Origin of the sequence: Vibrio sp. 11-4(1) (assembly GCF_013048625.1) — a bacterium.
Lineage (GTDB): Bacteria > Pseudomonadota > Gammaproteobacteria > Enterobacterales > Vibrionaceae > Vibrio > Vibrio diabolicus.
In genome coordinates this window covers 136,804-156,320 of sequence record NZ_VHSY01000005.1, presented here as the reverse complement: position 1 = coordinate 156,320, position 19,517 = coordinate 136,804, and the positions used below count along the sequence as shown (strand labels likewise).

16 protein-coding genes and 1 riboswitch are annotated in these 19,517 nt (G+C 45.2%); of the genes, 7 read left to right on the top strand and 9 right to left on the bottom strand.

The window, feature by feature from the left end; all coding sequences use genetic code 11:
- Positions 1–90: 90 nt before the first annotated feature.
- The gene (locus tag FKN16_RS11740; protein WP_006740798.1) at positions 91–1,209 is read right to left on the bottom strand and encodes a polysaccharide export protein; all 1,119 of its coding nucleotides are present in this window, start codon (positions 1,207–1,209) and stop codon (positions 91–93) included.
- A gap of 458 nt (positions 1,210–1,667) precedes the next feature.
- Here FKN16_RS11740 and FKN16_RS11735 point away from each other — a divergent pair, with 458 nt between their 5' ends.
- Complete coding sequence (locus FKN16_RS11735) at positions 1,668–2,567, top strand: hypothetical protein (RefSeq protein WP_170902748.1); 900 nt, start codon at positions 1,668–1,670, stop codon at positions 2,565–2,567.
- Positions 2,568–2,636: 69 nt separating this feature from the next.
- On the opposite strand, the gene nfsA is transcribed toward FKN16_RS11735, so the two are convergent.
- The gene (gene nfsA / locus FKN16_RS11730; RefSeq protein ID WP_170902747.1) at positions 2,637–3,359 is read right to left on the bottom strand and encodes an oxygen-insensitive NADPH nitroreductase; all 723 of its coding nucleotides are present in this window, start codon (positions 3,357–3,359) and stop codon (positions 2,637–2,639) included.
- 195 nt (positions 3,360–3,554) lie between these two features.
- On the opposite strand from nfsA, the gene FKN16_RS11725 reads away from it, so the two are divergent.
- Together FKN16_RS11725 and FKN16_RS11720 are read left to right on the top strand one after the other, a co-directional pair.
- On the top strand, positions 3,555–4,196 hold the full coding sequence (locus FKN16_RS11725; protein WP_046875716.1) for a MarC family protein: 642 nt from the start codon (positions 3,555–3,557) through the stop codon (positions 4,194–4,196).
- Between the two features lie 179 nt (positions 4,197–4,375).
- Positions 4,376–5,248 (top strand): patatin family protein, encoded by an 873-nt coding sequence (locus FKN16_RS11720; RefSeq protein ID WP_005397800.1) that lies wholly within the window; start codon positions 4,376–4,378, stop codon positions 5,246–5,248.
- A gap of 53 nt (positions 5,249–5,301) precedes the next feature.
- Here FKN16_RS11720 and gbpA read toward each other — a convergent pair whose 3' ends face one another.
- The 3 genes from gbpA to FKN16_RS11705 form a co-directional block, all read right to left on the bottom strand.
- Positions 5,302–6,765: an N-acetylglucosamine-binding protein GbpA gene (gbpA, locus tag FKN16_RS11715; RefSeq protein ID WP_170902746.1), complete on the bottom strand. Its 1,464-nt coding sequence runs from the start codon at positions 6,763–6,765 to the stop codon at positions 5,302–5,304.
- Between the two features lie 105 nt (positions 6,766–6,870).
- A riboswitch (cyclic di-GMP riboswitch) is annotated at positions 6,871–6,971 on the bottom strand.
- A gap of 272 nt (positions 6,972–7,243) precedes the next feature.
- On the bottom strand, positions 7,244–7,744 hold the full coding sequence (locus FKN16_RS11710; protein WP_047009633.1) for a fasciclin domain-containing protein: 501 nt from the start codon (positions 7,742–7,744) through the stop codon (positions 7,244–7,246).
- 80 nt (positions 7,745–7,824) lie between these two features.
- Positions 7,825–9,306 carry a deoxyribodipyrimidine photo-lyase gene (locus tag FKN16_RS11705; RefSeq protein ID WP_170902745.1) on the bottom strand — a complete coding sequence of 494 codons (1,482 nt, stop codon included), beginning with the start codon at positions 9,304–9,306 and terminating at the stop codon, positions 7,825–7,827.
- A gap of 108 nt (positions 9,307–9,414) precedes the next feature.
- On the opposite strand from FKN16_RS11705, the gene FKN16_RS11700 reads away from it, so the two are divergent.
- Positions 9,415–9,720 carry a DUF6482 family protein gene (locus tag FKN16_RS11700; protein WP_006740792.1) on the top strand — a complete coding sequence of 102 codons (306 nt, stop codon included), beginning with the start codon at positions 9,415–9,417 and terminating at the stop codon, positions 9,718–9,720.
- A 70-nt stretch (positions 9,721–9,790) separates the two neighbouring features.
- Here the strand turns inward: FKN16_RS11700 and FKN16_RS11695 are convergent, their stop codons facing one another.
- A complete protein-coding gene (locus FKN16_RS11695) occupies positions 9,791–10,771 on the bottom strand; it encodes a rhodanese-related sulfurtransferase (protein WP_047009631.1) in 981 nt (326 codons plus the stop codon).
- A gap of 322 nt (positions 10,772–11,093) precedes the next feature.
- Between FKN16_RS11695 and FKN16_RS11690 the strand changes: the two genes are divergently transcribed.
- Positions 11,094–11,585, top strand: a complete 492-nt coding sequence (locus FKN16_RS11690) for a GNAT family N-acetyltransferase (protein ID WP_006740790.1) — start codon at positions 11,094–11,096, stop codon at positions 11,583–11,585.
- 58 nt (positions 11,586–11,643) lie between these two features.
- Here the strand turns inward: FKN16_RS11690 and FKN16_RS11685 are convergent, their stop codons facing one another.
- Positions 11,644–12,939 carry an alpha/beta fold hydrolase gene (locus FKN16_RS11685; RefSeq protein WP_170902744.1) on the bottom strand — a complete coding sequence of 432 codons (1,296 nt, stop codon included), beginning with the start codon at positions 12,937–12,939 and terminating at the stop codon, positions 11,644–11,646.
- Positions 12,940–13,149: 210 nt separating this feature from the next.
- Here FKN16_RS11685 and FKN16_RS11680 point away from each other — a divergent pair, with 210 nt between their 5' ends.
- Complete coding sequence (locus tag FKN16_RS11680; protein ID WP_170902743.1) at positions 13,150–14,307, top strand: D-alanyl-D-alanine carboxypeptidase family protein; 1,158 nt, start codon at positions 13,150–13,152, stop codon at positions 14,305–14,307.
- Between the two features lie 84 nt (positions 14,308–14,391).
- Here FKN16_RS11680 and FKN16_RS11675 read toward each other — a convergent pair whose 3' ends face one another.
- On the bottom strand, positions 14,392–17,049 hold the full coding sequence (locus FKN16_RS11675) for an alpha-amylase family glycosyl hydrolase (RefSeq protein ID WP_170902742.1): 2,658 nt from the start codon (positions 17,047–17,049) through the stop codon (positions 14,392–14,394).
- 129 nt (positions 17,050–17,178) lie between these two features.
- Positions 17,179–18,642 (bottom strand): AraC family transcriptional regulator, encoded by a 1,464-nt coding sequence (locus tag FKN16_RS11670; RefSeq protein WP_170902741.1) that lies wholly within the window; start codon positions 18,640–18,642, stop codon positions 17,179–17,181.
- A gap of 167 nt (positions 18,643–18,809) precedes the next feature.
- Between FKN16_RS11670 and nfsB the strand changes: the two genes are divergently transcribed.
- Complete coding sequence (nfsB, locus tag FKN16_RS11665; protein WP_170902740.1) at positions 18,810–19,463, top strand: oxygen-insensitive NAD(P)H nitroreductase; 654 nt, start codon at positions 18,810–18,812, stop codon at positions 19,461–19,463.
- The last annotated feature ends 54 nt before the right edge of the window (positions 19,464–19,517 follow it).

Below are 19,517 nucleotides of genomic sequence, written 5' to 3'. Positions count from 1 at the left end.
TGGAGTGCTTGCTTCTTTATATTGCACAATTGAGCTACGTAACTATTGAATGCATGCCGCAAGAGATAACTTTCTTGCGGCACGTCGTTTTTACGGCCAAGTGCGTACTCGTAGTACACCTTCGGTTAATTCGTTAAAGCCGGAAATGGTTGGAACAAGTTGAGCAATAACGCGGTTCCAACGGCTAACAGGCGCAGCTGTTACATAGACTATGTCGTATGGGTTGAGATCAAACTCTGTTCCAATCACCAAAGCAGAAGCATCAGAAACATCTAACTGATAGATGTCCGCCATTTTAGCTTCTTCTTTTGAACGTCTGATGACGAAAACGCCAGTGGCATCGGCGGAGATTTCATTAATGCCACCAACGCTACTTAGAGCCTCAGTAAGGCTCATACCGCTGCGATCAATTTTGAGTAGCTTCGGATCGTTAACTTCGCCCATAACAAATACTTTTTGTGCATCGTTACGGGGAATATGAACAATATCACCTGGCTTTAGAAGACGGTTTTGAGTTAAGTCGCCTTGTTGCATCAGAGCGTATAAAGAGACATTTTCAACCACACCGTTTCGCGTCAGTGTTGCATTACGCCAATCGGCTTCGGCTGCCAGTCCGCCTGCTCTATTTACGGCATCAAGAAGTGTAAGAGGAATGTTTGTGATTGGTTGTTGCCCAGGCTTGTTCACTTCGCCAGTCACATAAGTCTTTTTAGAACGAAAAGCTGCAACGCTTACATCGACTTGCGGGCTCTCAATGTATTTTGCAAGACGGTTGGCAATGTCTGCACGAATTTGGCGAACGTTTTTACCTTCAACGTGTACAACGCCAATGTAAGGGTAGAAGATCGTGCCATCTGAGTGCACCCAGTTACCTGCTTCTGCTGAACTACGATATGAGCCAGCTGGGATCGTGAGCTCTGGGTGGTCCCAAATAGTAATATTTAAGATATCGCCAGGTCCTACTTCGTATTCATACTTGGCGATTTCAATATCTAACTCTGGATTTGGCTTTGAAAAAGGATCTATTGAATTTAAAGAGGTCACTCGCTCCAAAGTTAAAGGATAAACCGTAACCTGCGATTCTATATCACTCGATTCAGTGCTCATTACTGTTTTGTCACTGACCGAAAGGTGGCTACCAGGCAGAGTACACCCTGTAAGAAGGATAGGAAGTACTGATATCCCCAAAAATTTATTAAATGTGTTCATTGGTTTATAACTACCGAAAGAAAGTTTGCCGACTGAAATTGGTTCATTCTAATTGAACTGCATTTCATCAATGTTGACGATTTACTGCAGTTTTAAGCCTTTAGAAAGCGAGTCCATTCAGAATTATTTGTGTAATAAACACTCCAAATGGCTGCTAGCGACTTAGAGCTCTTAGTTTCATTAATGAAGGTGTAAAAATCTGACCCACAAAAAATAGTCAACTATTATCCATCTGGTTGCAATAAAGGCAACAAGATACTTAAAAAAATACTGACGAATACATGACAAAATTGTGTCTATTTAACGTTATTGAGATGAATGCATGATTTTGCACAAGTAAACAGGCGGGAATGTGAAAAAACTCATGCCAAAGTTGTATGTATACTATTTACACCATATGCAACTGCCGTTATGCTTCCTGTTGCGGTCGGATATAACAACAAATATTGGAGCTAATTTTGAAAATCAAACTTTTAACGGCAAGTGTGGCAGCAGTCCTACTAGCAGGTTGTGGTAGTGACAGCGATCCTGAGGTAAAAACATACTCAGTACAGGCTTATGATCCAGCTGTTATCGACATGAAAGTAACTTACACCTGTGGTGACTTAACAGGTGAGGCTGATGAACTAACCACAAACTACAAAGGCATGGTTGGTTATGCGCGCATTAGTCACGTAGATGTAGTAAGTGATCCAGAAGACTGTTCGTTTGTTCTAAGTCCTACAGCGACAAGTCGTGATGCTTCAAACGGCAAGCCAATCTCTACAACTTACAAAATCCCACAGGGTTTGGCGCAGGCAGATACACCTGTAACAGGTTCTCCGTTCACTACTCTAGTAACTGATACCTTAGAAGAGGGCGCAATTTACACGCCAGAAGTTGCAGAGCAAGTGTTTGCTGACTTAGGTCTTGATATCAATGCGATGGGTGTTTCAGTTAATGATTTGCTTCGCAATACTGAAAGTGTAGTTAAGCAGTTAGATGAGAGTGGTGATGCTGCAACAAAAGCATTAGCGACTAAACTGGTTGCTACAGCGAATGTAGTTTCGGATGTCATTAAAGCGAACCCTACGGCTTCACCTAAAGCAATTTCAGTAGCAGCTAAAGCTGTAACTGAAGAGGTAATTAAGAAGAACCCAAATTACCCTAAAAATGATTCTGGTGACGTTATCTACGTAGAGATATCTGAAAAAGATACTAAAGATGTTGTTAACCAGGTTGAAAAAGAGATCGAAGCAGGAAAACCTGTAGATGATTTCAAACCGGTAGTGCCACCAATTCCTGATGCGGAAGTAGGTGAGCCAATTGAACCCGAAGATCCACCAGCTCCAGGTACTGGCGCGACAGGCGGTAACTAAGCGAGTTTTTGCTGATAAATTCTAAAGGCCTCTTCAGAGGCCTTTTTTGATCCTATCGTACTGTGTTCATCACCTTTTAGTGAGCCCTTTACTGTTTAAGTAAGGCAGGATGTGCGGACGTGATTCGCCAGCTAGTTTACTGGTGACTTCTTGTGACCAAGTGCTTTGTTTTTGATTGCTCGAACGGTTTGCATAGTAGTTTTGCATGGTTTGGTCATAAGCCTGAATATCATCCAAATTTAGGTCTTGATACTGATTCTCATGCACCACGACATGAGCAGGTAGACGTGGCTTAACTTCAGGGGCTTGATCTGGATGACCAAGACACATACCAAATAAAATGGCTGTATTTTTAGGTAAGCTTAATAACTCGTCGACTTTTTGAGCATTGTTTCGTAAGCCACCAATATACACGCCTCCTAGTCCCATAGACTCTGCTGCAAGTAAGCAGTTTTGTGCCATGATGCCAGAATCAACAGCACCGATAAGTGTTAACTCGGTGAAATCAGCTTGCACATCAGGATTGATACTTGCGTGGCGCTGGTAATCAATGCAAAACACCAAAAACTCAGCAGCGCTTTCAACGTACCCTTGATTCCCCGCATATTGTGCCAATAGCGTACGCTTTTCTTTATCGGTCACGCGGATAATTGAGACGACTTGCAACATACTTGATGAAGACGCCGCAAGGCCAGCTTGTAGAATCGTTTCTAATTGTTCGCTCTCAATAGGTTGTGAGGTAAACTTTCGAATTGAGCGGTGATTGAGAATTGTTTGTATCGTACTGTTCATGGTGACTTAACATCCCCTGTTACATGTAAAGGCTGAAGCCTCACCTTAGCGATATTTGATGAGTCGGTAAACTATCTCAAAAGAAAAACAATGCTTAGCGCATAAGTGTGAAGATGAATAGAGAATATATCACTCGCTCTGCTTGAGAGCGTATATACTGTTTTTAGAATCAACAATTTAACTGCAGCGGAAAATATGAAAGAACTCATCGTTCATACAGTCACGGTGTTTATGGGCTTCTTTGCGATCATGAACCCCATCGCCAATATTCCTATCTTTTTGAGTTTAACGGCTGATGAGGATAGAGAAACCGTGCGTTCCATGGCGCTTCGTTCGGTTTTTATTGCATTTGTCATCATTGCGATATTTTCGATTGCCGGTAAATTAATTTTTGATTTGTTTGGTATCACGCTGTACGCCTTGCGAATAACGGGCGGTATCTTGGTGTTTTTGATCGGTTTTAATATGCTTCAAGGTGATTCGACGCATCAGAAAACTAAAGAGAAAGCGTATTCTCCAGCGCAGCAGCAGGCGGCGTTGAGCATTGCCGTTTCTCCACTTGCAATGCCGATATTAGCAGGGCCTGGAACGATTGCTACCGCGATGAACTTTGCTACGGCGGGTGGTTTTGATCAAACCATTATTACCATCGTTTCTTTTGCTGTGTTGTGTGTTATTACCTATATACTGTTTTTATTTGGAGACAAATTGGTCAAAGCAGTTGGACCGAGTGCTCTGAACGTCGTGACGAAAATGATGGGCTTAATCCTAGCGGTTATCGGTACTCAAATGTTTATTGATGGCGCGGGCGAAGCCTATAAAACTGTTTTCTCATAGGCGTCTCCATCTCGTCTAAATCCACACCTACATTTCTAGCTGGTGTGGATTTTTTGAACTTTAGTTTTCACTTTCTAAGAAAGAAATAAATAGACTTCACCTATTTCAATAATAAGAATATTCAATTGTTTTGATTGCACGAATTTCATTACTCTTTTGGCAAGAATAATGGGGGAAATATGGCAACAAAAGCAATTGTAGTGGAAGGTGGCGCGATGCGAGGTGTCTTCGCAAGCGGAGTGCTAGATGCATTTTTAGAGCAGAGCTATAAACCGTTTGATTTTGCCATTGGCGTATCTGCTGGCGCATCAAACTTGATTGGTTATTTGACCGACTATCCGCATCGCAGCATCAATGTCATTACTAAGCTGGCAACGAGTAAACGCTTTTTTGATCCGACTCGATTCGTTAAAGGTGGGGATCTTATTGATGTGAAGTGGTTGTTTGAAGAGTCTAATCGTTTGTATCCCGTCGATGAAAATAAACTGTTTAATGGTATTCCTTTTCTGGCAGCGACGACGAATGTAGATACAGGACAGGCAGATTATTATCGCGTGACGCGTGATAATTTTCATCATGCGATTGAAGCGACAACAGCGTTACCCATTGCATACAAGCATACCCCTTGTTTTTCTGGAGGCTGCTATACCGATGGCGGGGTGGCAGATTCTATCCCAGTGCGTGAGGCTTATCGTCGCGGGGCTCGCGACATAACCGTTGTGCTTTCTCACCCGCTAAATTATGCCAAGAAGCCAGTAAAAACCACATGGCTGATGAAGAAGTTATTTGCCGAACATCCTAAAATGGCGGACGCGATGTTAAGACGTGCAGATAACTACAATCAATCGTTGGAATTTATTCGTAATCCTCCACCGGGAACGCATGTCAGAGTGATTGCACCACCAGATAATTTTCCTGTTCAGCGCTTATCAATGCGACAAACCGTTCTATTGGAAGGTTATGAAATGGGGCTTATTGAAGGGCGGGCTCATTTGGCTAATTTGTCAGGTGTTCATGGTTTAGATCGGGAAAACTGCCATTTTTGCGTTTGATAATGAAAGAGCCTCATAGCGAGGCTCTTTTTACTTAACATTCAAAGGGCGATTTAGTTGACTTTATCCCAAGCCATTTCCCAGTGTGAACCTGTTCCTGGTTCGTATTGGTTTGCGCTTTCTTTCCACTGTACACAGTAACCAGAGTATGGGAAGGGTTTACATTGGTAAATGGCACCGTCGCTTGCAAGCACTTTTGTGCCCGCCGTGTAGCTAGATAGCCCTTCAGGGAAGACAAAATCGTACTCGCCAGATGGTGGTGGCGTTACTGACTCTTCTTTTAAGTGAAAGTCGAGCGTTTGCTGATCCACCAAGTTGCCATCTTTGTCTTTAATACGAGTCACTAGCATATGGTGACCAGGCTCTGATTTGCTTAAAGCGAGCGATACAGCCTCCACCGAGCCGTCTTTCATTTCGTCTGCCCAGCTTGCAAGTGGCTCACGGTGGTGATTGTACACGGTGAGTTCTGCGTTTAAATCGCCTTCAGCAGTTAGTGTCAGCTCCAACGTTGTCGGTGTTGACTCAATAATATATTCGTCTGCTAAGCCATCTACTGTGAGTGAGTACTCTGGAGCGGGAGTTTCTATCTTGTAGCCGATTTCTACACGCTCAAGGCCGCTATTAGCTTGCAGGTACACCGGGTTAGTACCATAAACAGGAGTGAATTTATCCTCGGCATACTGTCCAGCTTGCAGTTTAGTTTGCTCTTGGTTGATCTTCGTTGCTAGAGCGTAAGACCAATTTTTCGCTTTGCCCATGACTGCATCGGTAATTTCTAGCTCGGTTCGATAAGCTATGTTTTCACCCGCCTGATCAAATACGCGTGTATAAACCGAATCTCCAACATTTAAATCCATCGTCGGAATAATTTGACCGCCTTGCGTCCAAGCTGGAATGACTGGACTGTCACCATCAAATTTCACATCGATCACGTTATAAAATGAAGCCGCTGTGTCGCCAACATCCCATACCGCCAGAATGACGTGATACCCCTCTCGCGTAGGCACATTACATTGATGGCTCACCTGTTTTGGAGGTTGAACCATATTGCCGTCGACTACACAGAAAGGAGTCAGATCAAACGAGTCGCGTGATAGTGAGGCATTTGGGTTCCAATCAGGTTTGGTGATGTAATATTTCCAGTCACGCGTCACATGGTTAGCGGTAAATGTCCATTCAAAAGTCTGTGTACCTGATTGAATAGGACGTTTAACCCAGCGGTCGGCAGTTTGTTCATCAAGAGCGGCAGCTAGAGCGGTTTCGGCACTTGCTATTTTTCCATCGCGAGGCCCTGTTTGTGGAAAACCATCAGGACCTTCAACACTTTGTGGCTCGTATTGAATGGCACCGCAGTTATTATTTTTTTCGTTAGTATCAGGTGTTGGATACTTACATAGTGCCGCGCGACTTGCAGCGACACCATCATTGGTTTCTGATACGTAGCCGTGAGCCGCAGCACCTGAGCTAATGCTTGCAAGTGCTAACGTGAGTACGGATTTGGTTGGAAAGGATTTCATCACATGTCCTCTGTTATGGCTGACAAATTAATGTCACACCTCGGCGCATGCTGAGCACGAAGCAACGCTGCATGAATCCATACTTTGGATAATGTAGTGTTGCAACATGGCAACCCCGCTATCATGAGCATTACTTTTGATGATGGAATGCTGACAGACCGGAAGCTTTGCGTCCCACCCTTTCGAATGGTTTGCCGAAATGTGATTGAGCAGCCAAAATTTAGCTCAAGAATTTACATGTGGAAAAGTAAACGACACTGACATGGAATCATGTTCTCAAATTGAAAGGTAACGGTACGCCAACCTCATTGATATTGTGCTTTTTTGTTTCTAAGGTATTGGTTTTGATGTTGTTTTTGTCTTTTTTATAGTTGGAGTGAATGGGTTGCTAGTTGTTGGGTTGAAGGTGGGAAGGGGCAGTATTAAGGATAGAAGAAGCACCGTTTAAAGGGCGGAATACACCGCCCTCTGAATCATGTTATTTAGGCATAATGACGGTATCAATAACATGAATGACGCCGTTTTTAGCTTTTACATCGGTTGCCATTACATTTGCACCATTGACCATGACTTTGTCGCCCATGGTTTTAATCATCACATCTTGGCCCTGAACCGTAGTCGCTTTGTCCAGCTTAACAACATCGGCAGCCATTACTTTCCCTGGGACGACGTGATAAGTCAAAATGGATACTAACTTGTCTTTGTTTTCCGGCATTAAGAGCATATCGATTGTACCGTCAGGCAGTTTTGCAAAAGCGTCATCCGTTGGTGCAAAAACAGTAAATGGGCCTTCTCCTTTGAGTGTATCGACTAGATCAGCCGCTTTCACTGCAGCGACAAGTGTATTGAAAGAGCCGTTTTCAGTGGCAACGTCGACAATATCAGCCTTCATCATGCCATGCTCATGAGCCTTGACGGGAAGCATAAAAGATAAAGTCGCCATCAATGTAGCCGTGATAACCAAGATACGTTTAAACATAATGTGTTCCTTACGAGTTGGGGGTACAACGGTTTCCCTAGAGAATGTCTTCGTTTGTACGCATCTAAATGAAAAGATGATCAACGAGCCCTGCTTTCTTTCGATGGCCTCACGTGTCGCGTTAAAATCCGTTTGCCTTCTTGTTTTACATCGGCCCGTTTCCGCCATGCCCATAGACGCTCCCTTGCGTCTTTAGCTGCGCTATTTAGGTCGACAATAGGCGCTAGGTAACGGCTATCCGGTTTCAAGTGGTACATGACGGTTTCCATCTGTGTCATTGTCCAGGGCTCGAACAATAGTGGGGTGGGGACCATTTGCAATTCAGGCACCCATTTATAGATGAACGCGCCATCAGGGTCATGTTCTTGGGCTTGCTTAACCGGGTTGTAAATCCGGATTGTATTGGTCCCAGTTACCCCGGCTTGCATTTGGAATTGTGGGTAATGAATACCAGGCTCAAAGTCGAGGAATAGTTGCGCTAAATGCGTCACGCCAGTTCGCCAATCCATGTTCATGTGATGAGTGAGAAAACTAACCAGCATGGCGCGCATGCGAAAGTTTATATAGCCAGTCTGATGCAAACAGCGCATACAGGCATCGATCAAAGGTATGCCAGTATATCCAGATTTCCATGCTGCTAACTTTTCTTCATCGAAAGTGCTACTTTGTTTAATCAACGATTCGTAAGCCCGGTTAACACAGTAAAACTCCATGTCGTATTCCGACTCGAATTTCTGTATGAAATGGCAGTGCCAATGCAGCCGTGAAGACAACGCAATTAAGCTGCGACGAAACCCAACAACTTGCCAGTGTTTCAATAGGTACTGATAAACTTCACGCAAGGATATATTACCCCAAGCGAGGTATGGAGAAAGGCGAGTACAGGCTGTACGTGAGGCTGTGGGACTAGAAATGCTTCGATAGTAATCACGACCTCGACGATTGAAAAAGTCCTCCAGTGTTTTCCAAGCGAGTTGGCTTCCTCCCGTTTGCATTCCTTTGCATTTTGATAGCCAGGATGAAGGTGGCGAAAACGCGCAGCCGAGTGATTCTGCATCCAATGAATGCAACAAGTTGGTTTGCAGCTCAAGAGGGCTTATGGAGGCTCTCATGACCAAATCCCAATGTTTGTCCCAACCCTGCCGGTCTTTTGCTCCTCTAATAACAGCACCGTGCTCGAACTCAAACCACGTGATGTTCTGCTCATGCAGCCAGTCGGCAATTTGCTTATCGCGCTCAAAGGTGCAGTTGAGCCCTATTTCCTGATGAGAAAACACAGCGTTGATTTGATATTGCATTTGAATTGATTGAAAACATGCTAAGGCATCGCCAAACAGAACCGTGATGCGGTGTCCGTAGGCTTTGAGCGTCTCATTCATGTATTGCAATGATTGCCAAATAAATCGCCAGTGACGCTCAGAATAGTGAGGGTTGTTTAACAGCAACGGTTCAACAATATATAAAAGTACCGTTGGGTGCTTTGACGACAATGCTTGTGTTAAGGGCTGGTGGTCAGTCAGTCTTAAATCTCGTTTTAACCACACGACATTGATTGTTTGCATCGGAATCCTCTTTGTTTCCGATGTTGTACGCAAATGATCCGAAGAAACCTCACCTAATGATCGGTTTTGTTCATTAAAACGTAGAGGTTGCTCACAAGGAGGTGAGATATGTCGATACCACTGAGTAAGTTAGAAAAGTTCTTCTACGTAGATAAATTGATCATTCACTCGCTTGATCTCGCATTGTATCAAGCATCTGTCGTAGTTGATGGGAAAGCGCAATTCATCACTGATGACAACGGTATCTTTTTGAGGGCTCATTCCCTTATCGAGATGCAAAAGAAGTGCAAGAATATCAAAGCAAATAAGCAGGTCTTAGTACATCAAAGTGCTTATGATGAGATGGTGGGGCTACCCGAAGGCAAAAGAGACAATCAACTAGAGGTTTTGGTGAGGGATACAAAATTGTATTGAAAGAGTGTTGGTGCATAGTAAAAGCGAGCCACCTTACGGCAGCTCGCTTAAAATAGAATTAGAGTCGAGCTTAGTCTTGTTTACGCTGAGCTTCTTTTTGTGCGTACTTAGCGGCACGTCGAGCTTCTCTTTGCTTGGCACTTTCGCCACCAACATGCTGCTCGCCTCGTTGTTCTGCAAGAACAATTTGTTTTTCACGTTCGCGGAATCGAGCAATTTGTTCTTCTGAGTGTGTGCCGTGACATTTCGGGCAGCTCACGCCTTGCTCGAACAAATCAGACTGTTTGTCTTCTTCAGTGATCGGTAGACGACAAGCGTTACATAAGTCGTAATCTGCTTTTTCTAGCTGGTGGTTTACTGCAACACGGCCATCAAAAACGTAGCAGTCACCTTCCCACATGCTCTCTTCTTGAGGAACTTCTTCAAGATATTTAAGAATGCCGCCTTCTAAGTGGTAGACCTCATCAAAGCCCTGTTCTTTCATGTAAGCAGTTGATTTTTCGCAGCGGATACCACCGGTACAGAACATCGCCACTTTCTTATGCTTTTCCGGGTCCATGTTTTCTTTTACATAGTCTGGGAATTCACGAAAGGTTTCAGTATTTGGGTTTACAGCGCCTTTGAATGTGCCGATCTCGATTTCGTAATCATTACGTGTATCGACAACAAACACTTCAGGATCAGCAATAAGATCGTTCCACTCTTGAGGTTTCACGTAAGTACCCACTACGTGGCGAGGGTCTATGCCTTCAACACCTAATGTTACGATCTCTTTTTTCAATTTCACTTTGGTGCGATTGAATGGCTGGGTCTCAGAATACGACTCTTTGTATACGGTGCCTGTCAAACGAGGTTCGTTGTTTAGCCACTCAAGTAGCGTATCAATACCTGCACGATCAGAGGCAACAGTGCCGTTGATGCCTTCACTTGCCAGCAGTAATGTCCCGCGAATATGGTGTTTTTCCATCAACGCAAGTAATGGCTCGCGTAGTTCTTGATAGTTATTCAGCTCAACAAACTTGTACAGCGCACAAACTACATACTGACTCATGAGGTTTCCTTTAAAAATACAGGAGGTCAACGACCTTTAAATTTTAGCGGCACGAAGTATACCTGACTAAATTAGTCGGAAATACGGACAAATTATGCGGATATTATGGCTAGGCGGGATGTAGCGGTGTTTGATGCGGCAAAGCGTCACGCGGGTAAAATCGCTATGTGTTCAAATTATAAGCATAAATTGTAGAGAACAAGGTAAGTTGAACTCGACACTTTTGGTTTAAATTTGTACTGTGATTCCTTCTTCGGCTCTTCATTAAAGTTGTGCGCAAGAGCCACAAAATAATAATCGGATCAGTTGGCAAGGAAAGGACATGCAGCAGTTTTATATCAGGCGGCTGAGGGAAGAAGATGCTCCCTTGCTCAAACAATTACTCGTTGAACTCGATACATCGCACTATGAAGCTGAACCGAACTTCTATCGTCCACCCAAGGAATTGGCGCAACTAAGAGAATCATATAGCACCTTCGAAAAGTATTTTGACGGGAGCGTGAGCGCTTTTATTGCTTGCTCGCAAAGAAAGGTCGTCGGTTTTATCTCTGGTTCGGTTCGTAACGTTCAGTCGCTGATTTCACCAGAAAAACGCGTTGGCTTTATTAATGAGCTTATTGTTTCAGAGAACCATCGAAACTTAGGAATAGGTTTATCGCTGATGGATAAGATGGAAAGTGATTTGTGTGCTCAAGGAATAGAAGAAATCGGCTTAACCGTGGCGTCATTTAACCATGAAGGTGAGGATTTCTATCATAAAATGGGCTACCGGGTGATGACGAAACGTATGACCAAGCGCGTAAGAGATTCGTAAAAACAAGATGGTAGGAATGAAACGCCTCTTACCTCTAGAAGAGGCGTTTTTATAGTATTTATTTCAAATTAGCGGCGGTTTGATTCCCCATCGCAATTAACTTATCTAAAACGCGCTCACCGTCGGCACGTAAACCGTTGTGCTCGTACTCGTTAGTGATCCACGCTTTTGAGTTTGGGATTAACGCGAGCGTTTCTTGGCTGATATCCATTTCCACAAACATATCATCGGCGTAAACGGCGCAACTGACAGGCACTTTGTTTTGAGCCAGTTGTGTTTGATCGTACAGCGCAGTCCAATCTTCTTTCGCGGCCAATATTTCAGCGGCATCTTTTAGTGGCTTGAGGTTGACGTATTGATCGAACATCCATGGGAAGACCATTTCCCCCGTAAAGTAAAATGGCTTGCCAGGTTCATAATTAAACTCTGGTCGGGTTTGGCGAACACGGTGTGCACTCCAATTCGACGCAAAGCCTTGGCAGTAAATCGATTCATGCAAAATGGCGTAGATCGGGTTGGTTTGGAAGTTTTGCTGCGCCAACATATCGTTCAAGAACTCATAACGAAGTTGTGGTTTGCCGTTCACTTCAATCAACGCGCTTTCTAGCCAATAGTAAGTTGGCAAGAAAGTATCACTCACACCAAAGTTGATGCCGATTTGTTGAAATTGCTCCACCGTGAAGCGTTGACCATTTGGTAGGTACTCTTCATTTTCCAGCAAGTGATTCGCAATGTTTTGGCAAAGTTGTTGCGCACTTGGAAATTGTTGGAAGAACGCTTGGTTTTTCTCCATGGTGCGTTTGAAGGTGGCTTCATACACATCGTCGGCATGACGCGAGACTGATGGCACGCCACCTGTGATGTAGCTTTGTAGCAAGCTGTCTGGGAACAAAGACAAATAGGTGAGGGAGCAAAAACCACCAAAGCTTTGACCTAAGATCGCCCATTTTTCGACGCCAAATTGCTTACGAATGTATTCCGCGTCGCGCACGATGTTATCCGCTCGGAAGTGGCTTAAGTACTCGGCCTGCTGCTGTGGCGTGAAATGAGCCAGAGTCTGATGATTAATCACCGAACTATTGCCCGTACCGCGCTGGTCGAGAAGCAAAACTCGGTACTCTTGCAGCGCGCGTTTTACCCAGCCGCTATTGCCGTTTTGACGCGGAGAGGGAAAGCCAGGCCCGCCCTGAAAGTAAACCAACCAAGGTTTGGTCGATTCTTCATCGCCAACTAGGCAAACCGCACGGGCGAAGATTTCAATGGTGCCTTTGCTCGCGTCTTGGTAATCCAGAGGAACGGTAAAACTGTGGGGAGTGTAATGCAATCCTGCGTCGATAAATGATTGAGCGTTCATTGTTATCTTTATTTCCTTATTGAGGGGTAGCGCTACTTTACTGCGAATGGCGCGAAGAACCAATGCTATTTCCCAATTGCCTCTTCAGTTCCATACCTTGGTCAAATCAATGTAAGTTCAAGAAAATGAAACGATTAGCGACTGGTGCAACTGGTTGAGTGAGCTATGCTCAATAGAGTTGCGACAAAGTAAGAGCATGGAGGAAGTCGGATGAAAGTGTCACTGGCTCGATGGACAATTGTGACTTGTTTAATAAGCGTACCTACTTTTGCCGTTGTTACGCCCAACCCACCTCAGTTACAGGCAAAAGGCTACGTATTAATGGACTTTCAATCCGGTGCCATTATTGCCGAGCATAACGGGCGAGCAGGCCTTGCTCCGGCGAGTTTAACCAAGTTGATGACCGCTTATGTAGTTGGACAAGAAATCAAAGCGGGGCGTTTGAAATGGGATGATGTTGTCACCGTGAGCGAAAACGCGTGGTCGGCCAAGTTTCCCGGTTCTTCTAAAATGTTCATCAAACCGAAAGATGAAATTAGTGTTGCGAACTTAATGCGCGGCGTGATCATCCAATCAGGAAATGACGCGTGCGTTGCACTGGCTGAGCACGTTGCAGGCAGTGAACGCGGCTTTGTCGCCTTGATGAATGGTTGGGCGGAGAAATTAGGACTGCAAGACACCTATTTTGTGAACTCCCATGGTCTTGATAGTGATGGCATCCAAACCTCACCAACCGATATGGCAAAACTCATGCAGTCGATCATCAGCGATGTTCCTGATGTGTATGCGCTATACAGCGAGAAAGTCTTCAAGTGGAACGACATTACGCAGTACAACCGCAATAAGTTGTTATGGGATAATTCCATTGATGTCGACGGAGGCAAAACCGGCTACACCAGCAATGCCGGATACAGCTTGGTGAGCTCGGCCAAAGAAGGAAGAATGCGCCTTATCTCGGTGGTGATGGGTACGCCAAGTAAACAGGCTCGAACGAGCCAATCCAAGAATTTACTCAGTTATGGTTTTCGTTTTTATGACACCAAACAAGTTGCCAAACAAGGGCAGGTTGAGTCTAAAGTTCGCGTTTGGAAGGGAAATGCCAATCAAGTTGAGGCGATCTTCGCCAAAGATACCTATCTCACTCTGCCTCGTTCTATGACGGCTGAGCTTGATAAGAGTGTGGTGTTAAATGAACCGTTGATTGCGCCGCTCGCGCAAGGGGATGAGATTGGTAAGGTCGTTTGGAAAAGCGATGACAGTACCGTGGCGAGTTATCCCTTGGTCAGCAGCCAAGCAGTAGAAGAGGGCTCGTGGTTCGGTCAGCTTTGGGACAGTCTGGTGCTGTGGGTGAAATCGTTCTTTAACTAGAATAAAAACGAGCAGAAGTGTCTTTCTGCATTCTTTTGTTGATGGCCGCCCAGCTAAACGCTGGGCGGTGTCTTTTTTAACGGTTTATTCCGACAAGGTGATGATTGGTAAATCGTCCCAAATCTTACTTTCATCCGATGCGCCACCGGAGAAGTTCCAAGGGCCTTTGTCTTGCTCTAGCGGACGGTAAGTTGCTGAAAGACCGTCTAAGTCCCAAGTCGTGACATAGAAACGGATACCATCGAGCGAATCTGGGCGGCCTAGTGCATCGCTAGCAAAGTCCATTGAAATGGTGTTGTCGGCTTTGTCTACTGTCACTGTTGGTGCTGGCGTTACGGCTTCTCCCCATGTCGTCGCATTTGCTCCTTTGGTGTTGTAAATAGAGCTTTGCCAGCCAAAAACAACCGCATTGCGACTCCAGGTTCCGCTTGGCATAGAAGCGTTGATCTTCGGTAGCTCAGACAAGTTGGTTGCGGCTTCTTCAGGTAAATCAATGAAGATGGTGAAACCTACGTGGTCGAAGCCGTTTGGTGGTAACCAAGTGTCGGTGATCTTGTCCATGGTGAAGGTCAAACGTACGTTACTGCCAACGGTAAATACCTCAGCTTTGTTGATTGCGAGTTGGCTATTGTTTTTATCGAATGTTGGGTCCGTTGGTAGCGAATAGTTACCGTTAGGACCGCCCATGCCATCTTGCGCATCACCCGCGTCATCAATAGTGTCGTCTGGCGTGTTCGACCAGCTTAAGTCCGACACAAAGTTAACATCTTCAATGCCAGCTTTTTTCTCAGTAGAATAAATCGCGAAGCGGTGTTGCTGTTCGCCAATCGCAAAGTGACGGGTAGATAAAGTCACGCTGAATTGACCGTCAGCACCTACGGTAATGGCTTGTGCTGTTTCCAGATTACCGTCTACGACAAGGTTCAATTTCTCGTTTGCGTTAGCAGTACCAGTGATCACTATGTCATCAGTGATGGTTTGTCCTTCCCAATCTTGAGCAAGTCGGATATTGAGGTCTGGGGTATCTACAGATTGGTTGCTGCCTGTTTTTGAGTAAATCACTGCAGACTTGGCTGGTAGCTCAAGGGTTACGTGACCATTTTCATCTGCGATTAACTGTTCTGGAGCTTCTGCCCAGTTCGACATGATTTGTTGTTGGAAGACGGTGCCGCCAACTTGTTCTACATCGAGTTGGTTCATCAACATCGGCGAGTTGGATGTATTCATCACAACCAAGACTTCGTCGTTATCCAACGTTCGGGTAAAGGCGAAGACGCCCGCGCCCGCTTTATCGCTGCCAATCACTTTTATTTCGCCACGTGTCATGACTTTGTTTTCAGTGCGTAGCTTGGCAAGTTCTTGAATAAACAAGTACATCTCACTGTTTTGGTCGAATGAGTCTACGTAGTTGCCATCTTCACGATACCCTCCGGCGAACATCGCATCGCGCGCTGCTGACATTGCTTGCTCTGTACCTTGGTAAATCACAGGAATACCCGGTACGCTCATCATGGTGATCAGTGCTTGTTTCATGTCATTCACGCTACCTTGCGACAGAAAGCGCGGCATGTCGTGATTATCAATGAAGTTCGGCATGATGTATGGATTCGGGAACATCTCCATCATTTTCTCAAGACGGAAACGCAAATAGTCGGTCGGTTGCCCTGATGCAAATACGCGCGTCATGGTCGCTTGCAATGGGAAGTTCAGTACCGAGGTTAGCTGTTTCGGCGAGCCACTTTCACCGATGTAAGTCAGCATCTTCTCTTCGCCTTCGGTGTGGTAAGGCGTAGATGTTTCGAATACTTCACCAAAAGTGAGGAAGTTGTCACGACCGGTATCAACCGCTTGCGTCATCACACCATCGTCGGCGTGTAGGAAATCGTTCCAGAAATCGTGTTCAACAAACTTCACCGTATCGATACGAAATCCGTCGACGCCGACTTCGCGAATCCATTTTCGGTAGCTCTCTTTTAGATAAGCGCGTACTTCAGGATCGGACGTATTAAGGTCATCCAAATCAGAGAGCTGCCAAGTTTTTTCTTGTACCGGATCATTGTGGTCGGTGATGGTTGGCGTCCAGTGGTAGCTGCCTGTGCCGTCTGTTTTACACTCGTTCATGTTGAGTGGGTACGGCAGTTCTTGTCCGGCGGGCAGTGCATTTTTAATCAAACGGAAGCCTTGGCAAGGTAGGCTTGGATCATAACTGTAAGGATCATCGTAGGTAAAGAAGTTGCCTACATGGTTGGTCACGATGTCCTGAATTAAGAACATGTTACGCGCATGCACTTCGCGTGCTAACGCCTGGTAGCTTTCCATGTCACCAAAGTGTTCATCCACTTTTTGGAAATCGCGCGCCCAGTACCCGTGGTAGCCGCCGTAGTTTTGCTCTGCATCCCACCATTGGTTTGCAACTGGCGGAGTAATCCAGATCGATGTGGCACCGAGATCTTCGATGTAGCTTAACTTATCACTCACACCAACGAGGTCGCCGCCGCTGAATTTTTTATCCGACGTCGGATCGAATTCGTTTTGCCCTTGATCATTGAGAGCGTTGTCGCCGTCGTTAAAACGGTCGATCATCAGGAAGTAAATGATTTGATCTTGCCAATCAGGAGATGCCACGTGGCTGCCTGTATCGATTGGTGTGGTTTCGTCGCTTCCACAGCCAGAAAGAGCAAGAGTGATCGCTAAAGGAAGTATTTTTATTTTATTCATTGGGTTAGGTAGAGTTTCAAACACAGTTTTTGCCTCCGTTATGCAGCAATGCAGAAACGATAAAGCAAAGGTTTGAAATTGAGAGTGTCAATTTACGCCAAAAAAGATGTGAAATGATGTCACGAAGCGGCGACTTTGATCTGACCGACAGTTTTAATTGAGCGGTTGCACAATAGGATATTGTATCGGGTAATGCTCTTTCGCGAGCTCGTTGTCGGATTCATCATAAAGGCGGAAACGGCACTGCTTTGCAGTTTGAGTGAGCGATAATTGTAGCACCCAACAAGCATAATGTAGCGAGTGTTGGGTCAAGCGCATTGCGTGAGGTGTGGGGTCATCATCGACGTAACCGTCTATCCTCGCAACGTTTTCAAGTCGGCATGCCAGTTCGACAAAGAGCGTATATTGCGCCCCAATGTTAATAAGTTGCCGAGTCGGGACAATATATTCCGTTGCGCCAATTAAAAGCCCCTTAGAAACTACATAATCACGCTGGTGGTTATTCTCAATGTAACGCTCCCCATCGACTTCGTAACACAGGCGAAAGGTCAGGGGATGCGCCACCGGAAGTTCGGTCGTTGCCCAGAGTTCGGTGCCATGACTTAAAAAACGCTCGAAGAAGGCGGGGTAGCGCCGCCATGCGCCATCACGGTCACGGCATTCTACTGAGACCACTTTTTCAAACGCAATATTGTCCACTTCCATCCAGATTTTGCCGACAGGTTGGTCGATGTGGTTATCGTCGAAGGTATTGGCTTTGGCGTAGTACAAGCGGATCGGTTGCTGATTTAGCTGAGTTCGGTTATCCAAACATTGTTGGCGATACTGCATGGGTGAAAACGGATACCAACGGCGAAAAGTGCGGTGAAAGTTCGATGGTTCTTCATAACCAAGTTGATAGGCGATTTGCTGCGTTGTGAGTTGGGTGTCGGCAAGCAAAGTGAGTGCTTGCTTTCTTTTAGCGAAATCAACGCATTGAGAGTAGCTCATTTGCTTTTCTTGCAGTCGACGTTGCAAGGTGCGTTTGGAGACGCCCAGTTGCCTTGCCGCTTGCTCTAACTTGAGCGCGTAATTGCTGTTTTTGATGAACAAGGCGTTCAAAACACTCAGCAATTCTGGTTGTTCAATGGGCTGGTGAGAAAGCAGCAAATAAACATGTTTCACCAGTTCAAACACGCTTGAACTCGTTTTAGAATCTCGCGTTTCCTCTAGAAAAATATCGGCCGCGAGTGGATTGTTGGCGTGAACTTGTACCTGTATTGATTCGCTTAGCTCAAGCATTTCCAACTGCATTTTGAGCAAGCCAAACACCGACTCCGCCCAATTTGGCATATCGGCCGTTCTACATTCGACTTGCAGATGGATTTGGGCATCACCATGTTGAAATGTGACGTACAAACGGCGGTCGAATAATGAGACACTTTTACTCCACCAAAGCAGCCCTTCTTGGAGGTTAGGCGCTTCTTTCAACATCATGCATTGCAAGGCCACCAACTTCTCAATGTGCCAATATTCGCCGGCAATTCGAAGGTGATTGTGACCGAGCTTTTTGCACAGAAAGGATGTAATAACGTTATCTTGAGGCAGCATGAGTTGAGTTTGGTTGCGAGCAAACATGCATTATTGCCGAAAAGATGAAGAAGTTCAGTGAGAACGCTCAAAGCCTTTCTTATCGTTTTATTTTCAAATTTATTTTGAAAATGTTTTTAATCGAAATCGGTTTTTCCCTTTATCTCATGAGGTTATGCTGTTACTCAGCTTAAACTCATTAATTGGAGAACCTCATGGATATCGTACAAGCTGCAAAATCTCGTTACTCAACGAAAGTGTTTGACCCAACACGCAAGCTACCTCAAGAAAAAATCGATGCAGTTAAAGAGCTGGTTCGTTTTAGTCCATCGAGTGTGAACTCTCAACCTTGGCATTTCATTCTGGCAAGCACAGAAGAAGGTAAACAGCGCATCGCTAAAGCGGCACAAGAGAACTACGCGTTTAACGCGGCGAAGATTCTCAACGCTTCTCACGTATTGGTGTTTTGTGCGAAAACAGGCATTGATAACGACTACATTGAAGCGCTAATGGCGCAAGAAGAAAAAGATGGCCGATTCCCAACCGAAGAAGCGAAAGCGGCCGTGCGCGGTGGTCGTAGCTACTTTGTGAACATGCACCGTTTTGATCTGAAAGATGCGAACCATTGGATGGAGAAACAAGTTTACCTCAACGTGGGTACGTTGCTGCTGGGTGCTTCGACGCTAGAAATCGATGCAGTGCCAATTGAAGGGTTTGATCCCAAAGTGCTGGATGAAGAATTTGGCTTGCGCGAAAAAGGTTACACCAGCGTTGTGATCGTGCCGCTTGGCTACCACACGGAAGATGACTTCAACGCGAAAACGCCAAAGTCTCGCTGGGACGCAGAAACCGTATTCACCGAGATCTAATTCGAGCTTGCTTACAGGTGACGTAGAACCCTGTAATCAATATATAAATCGCAA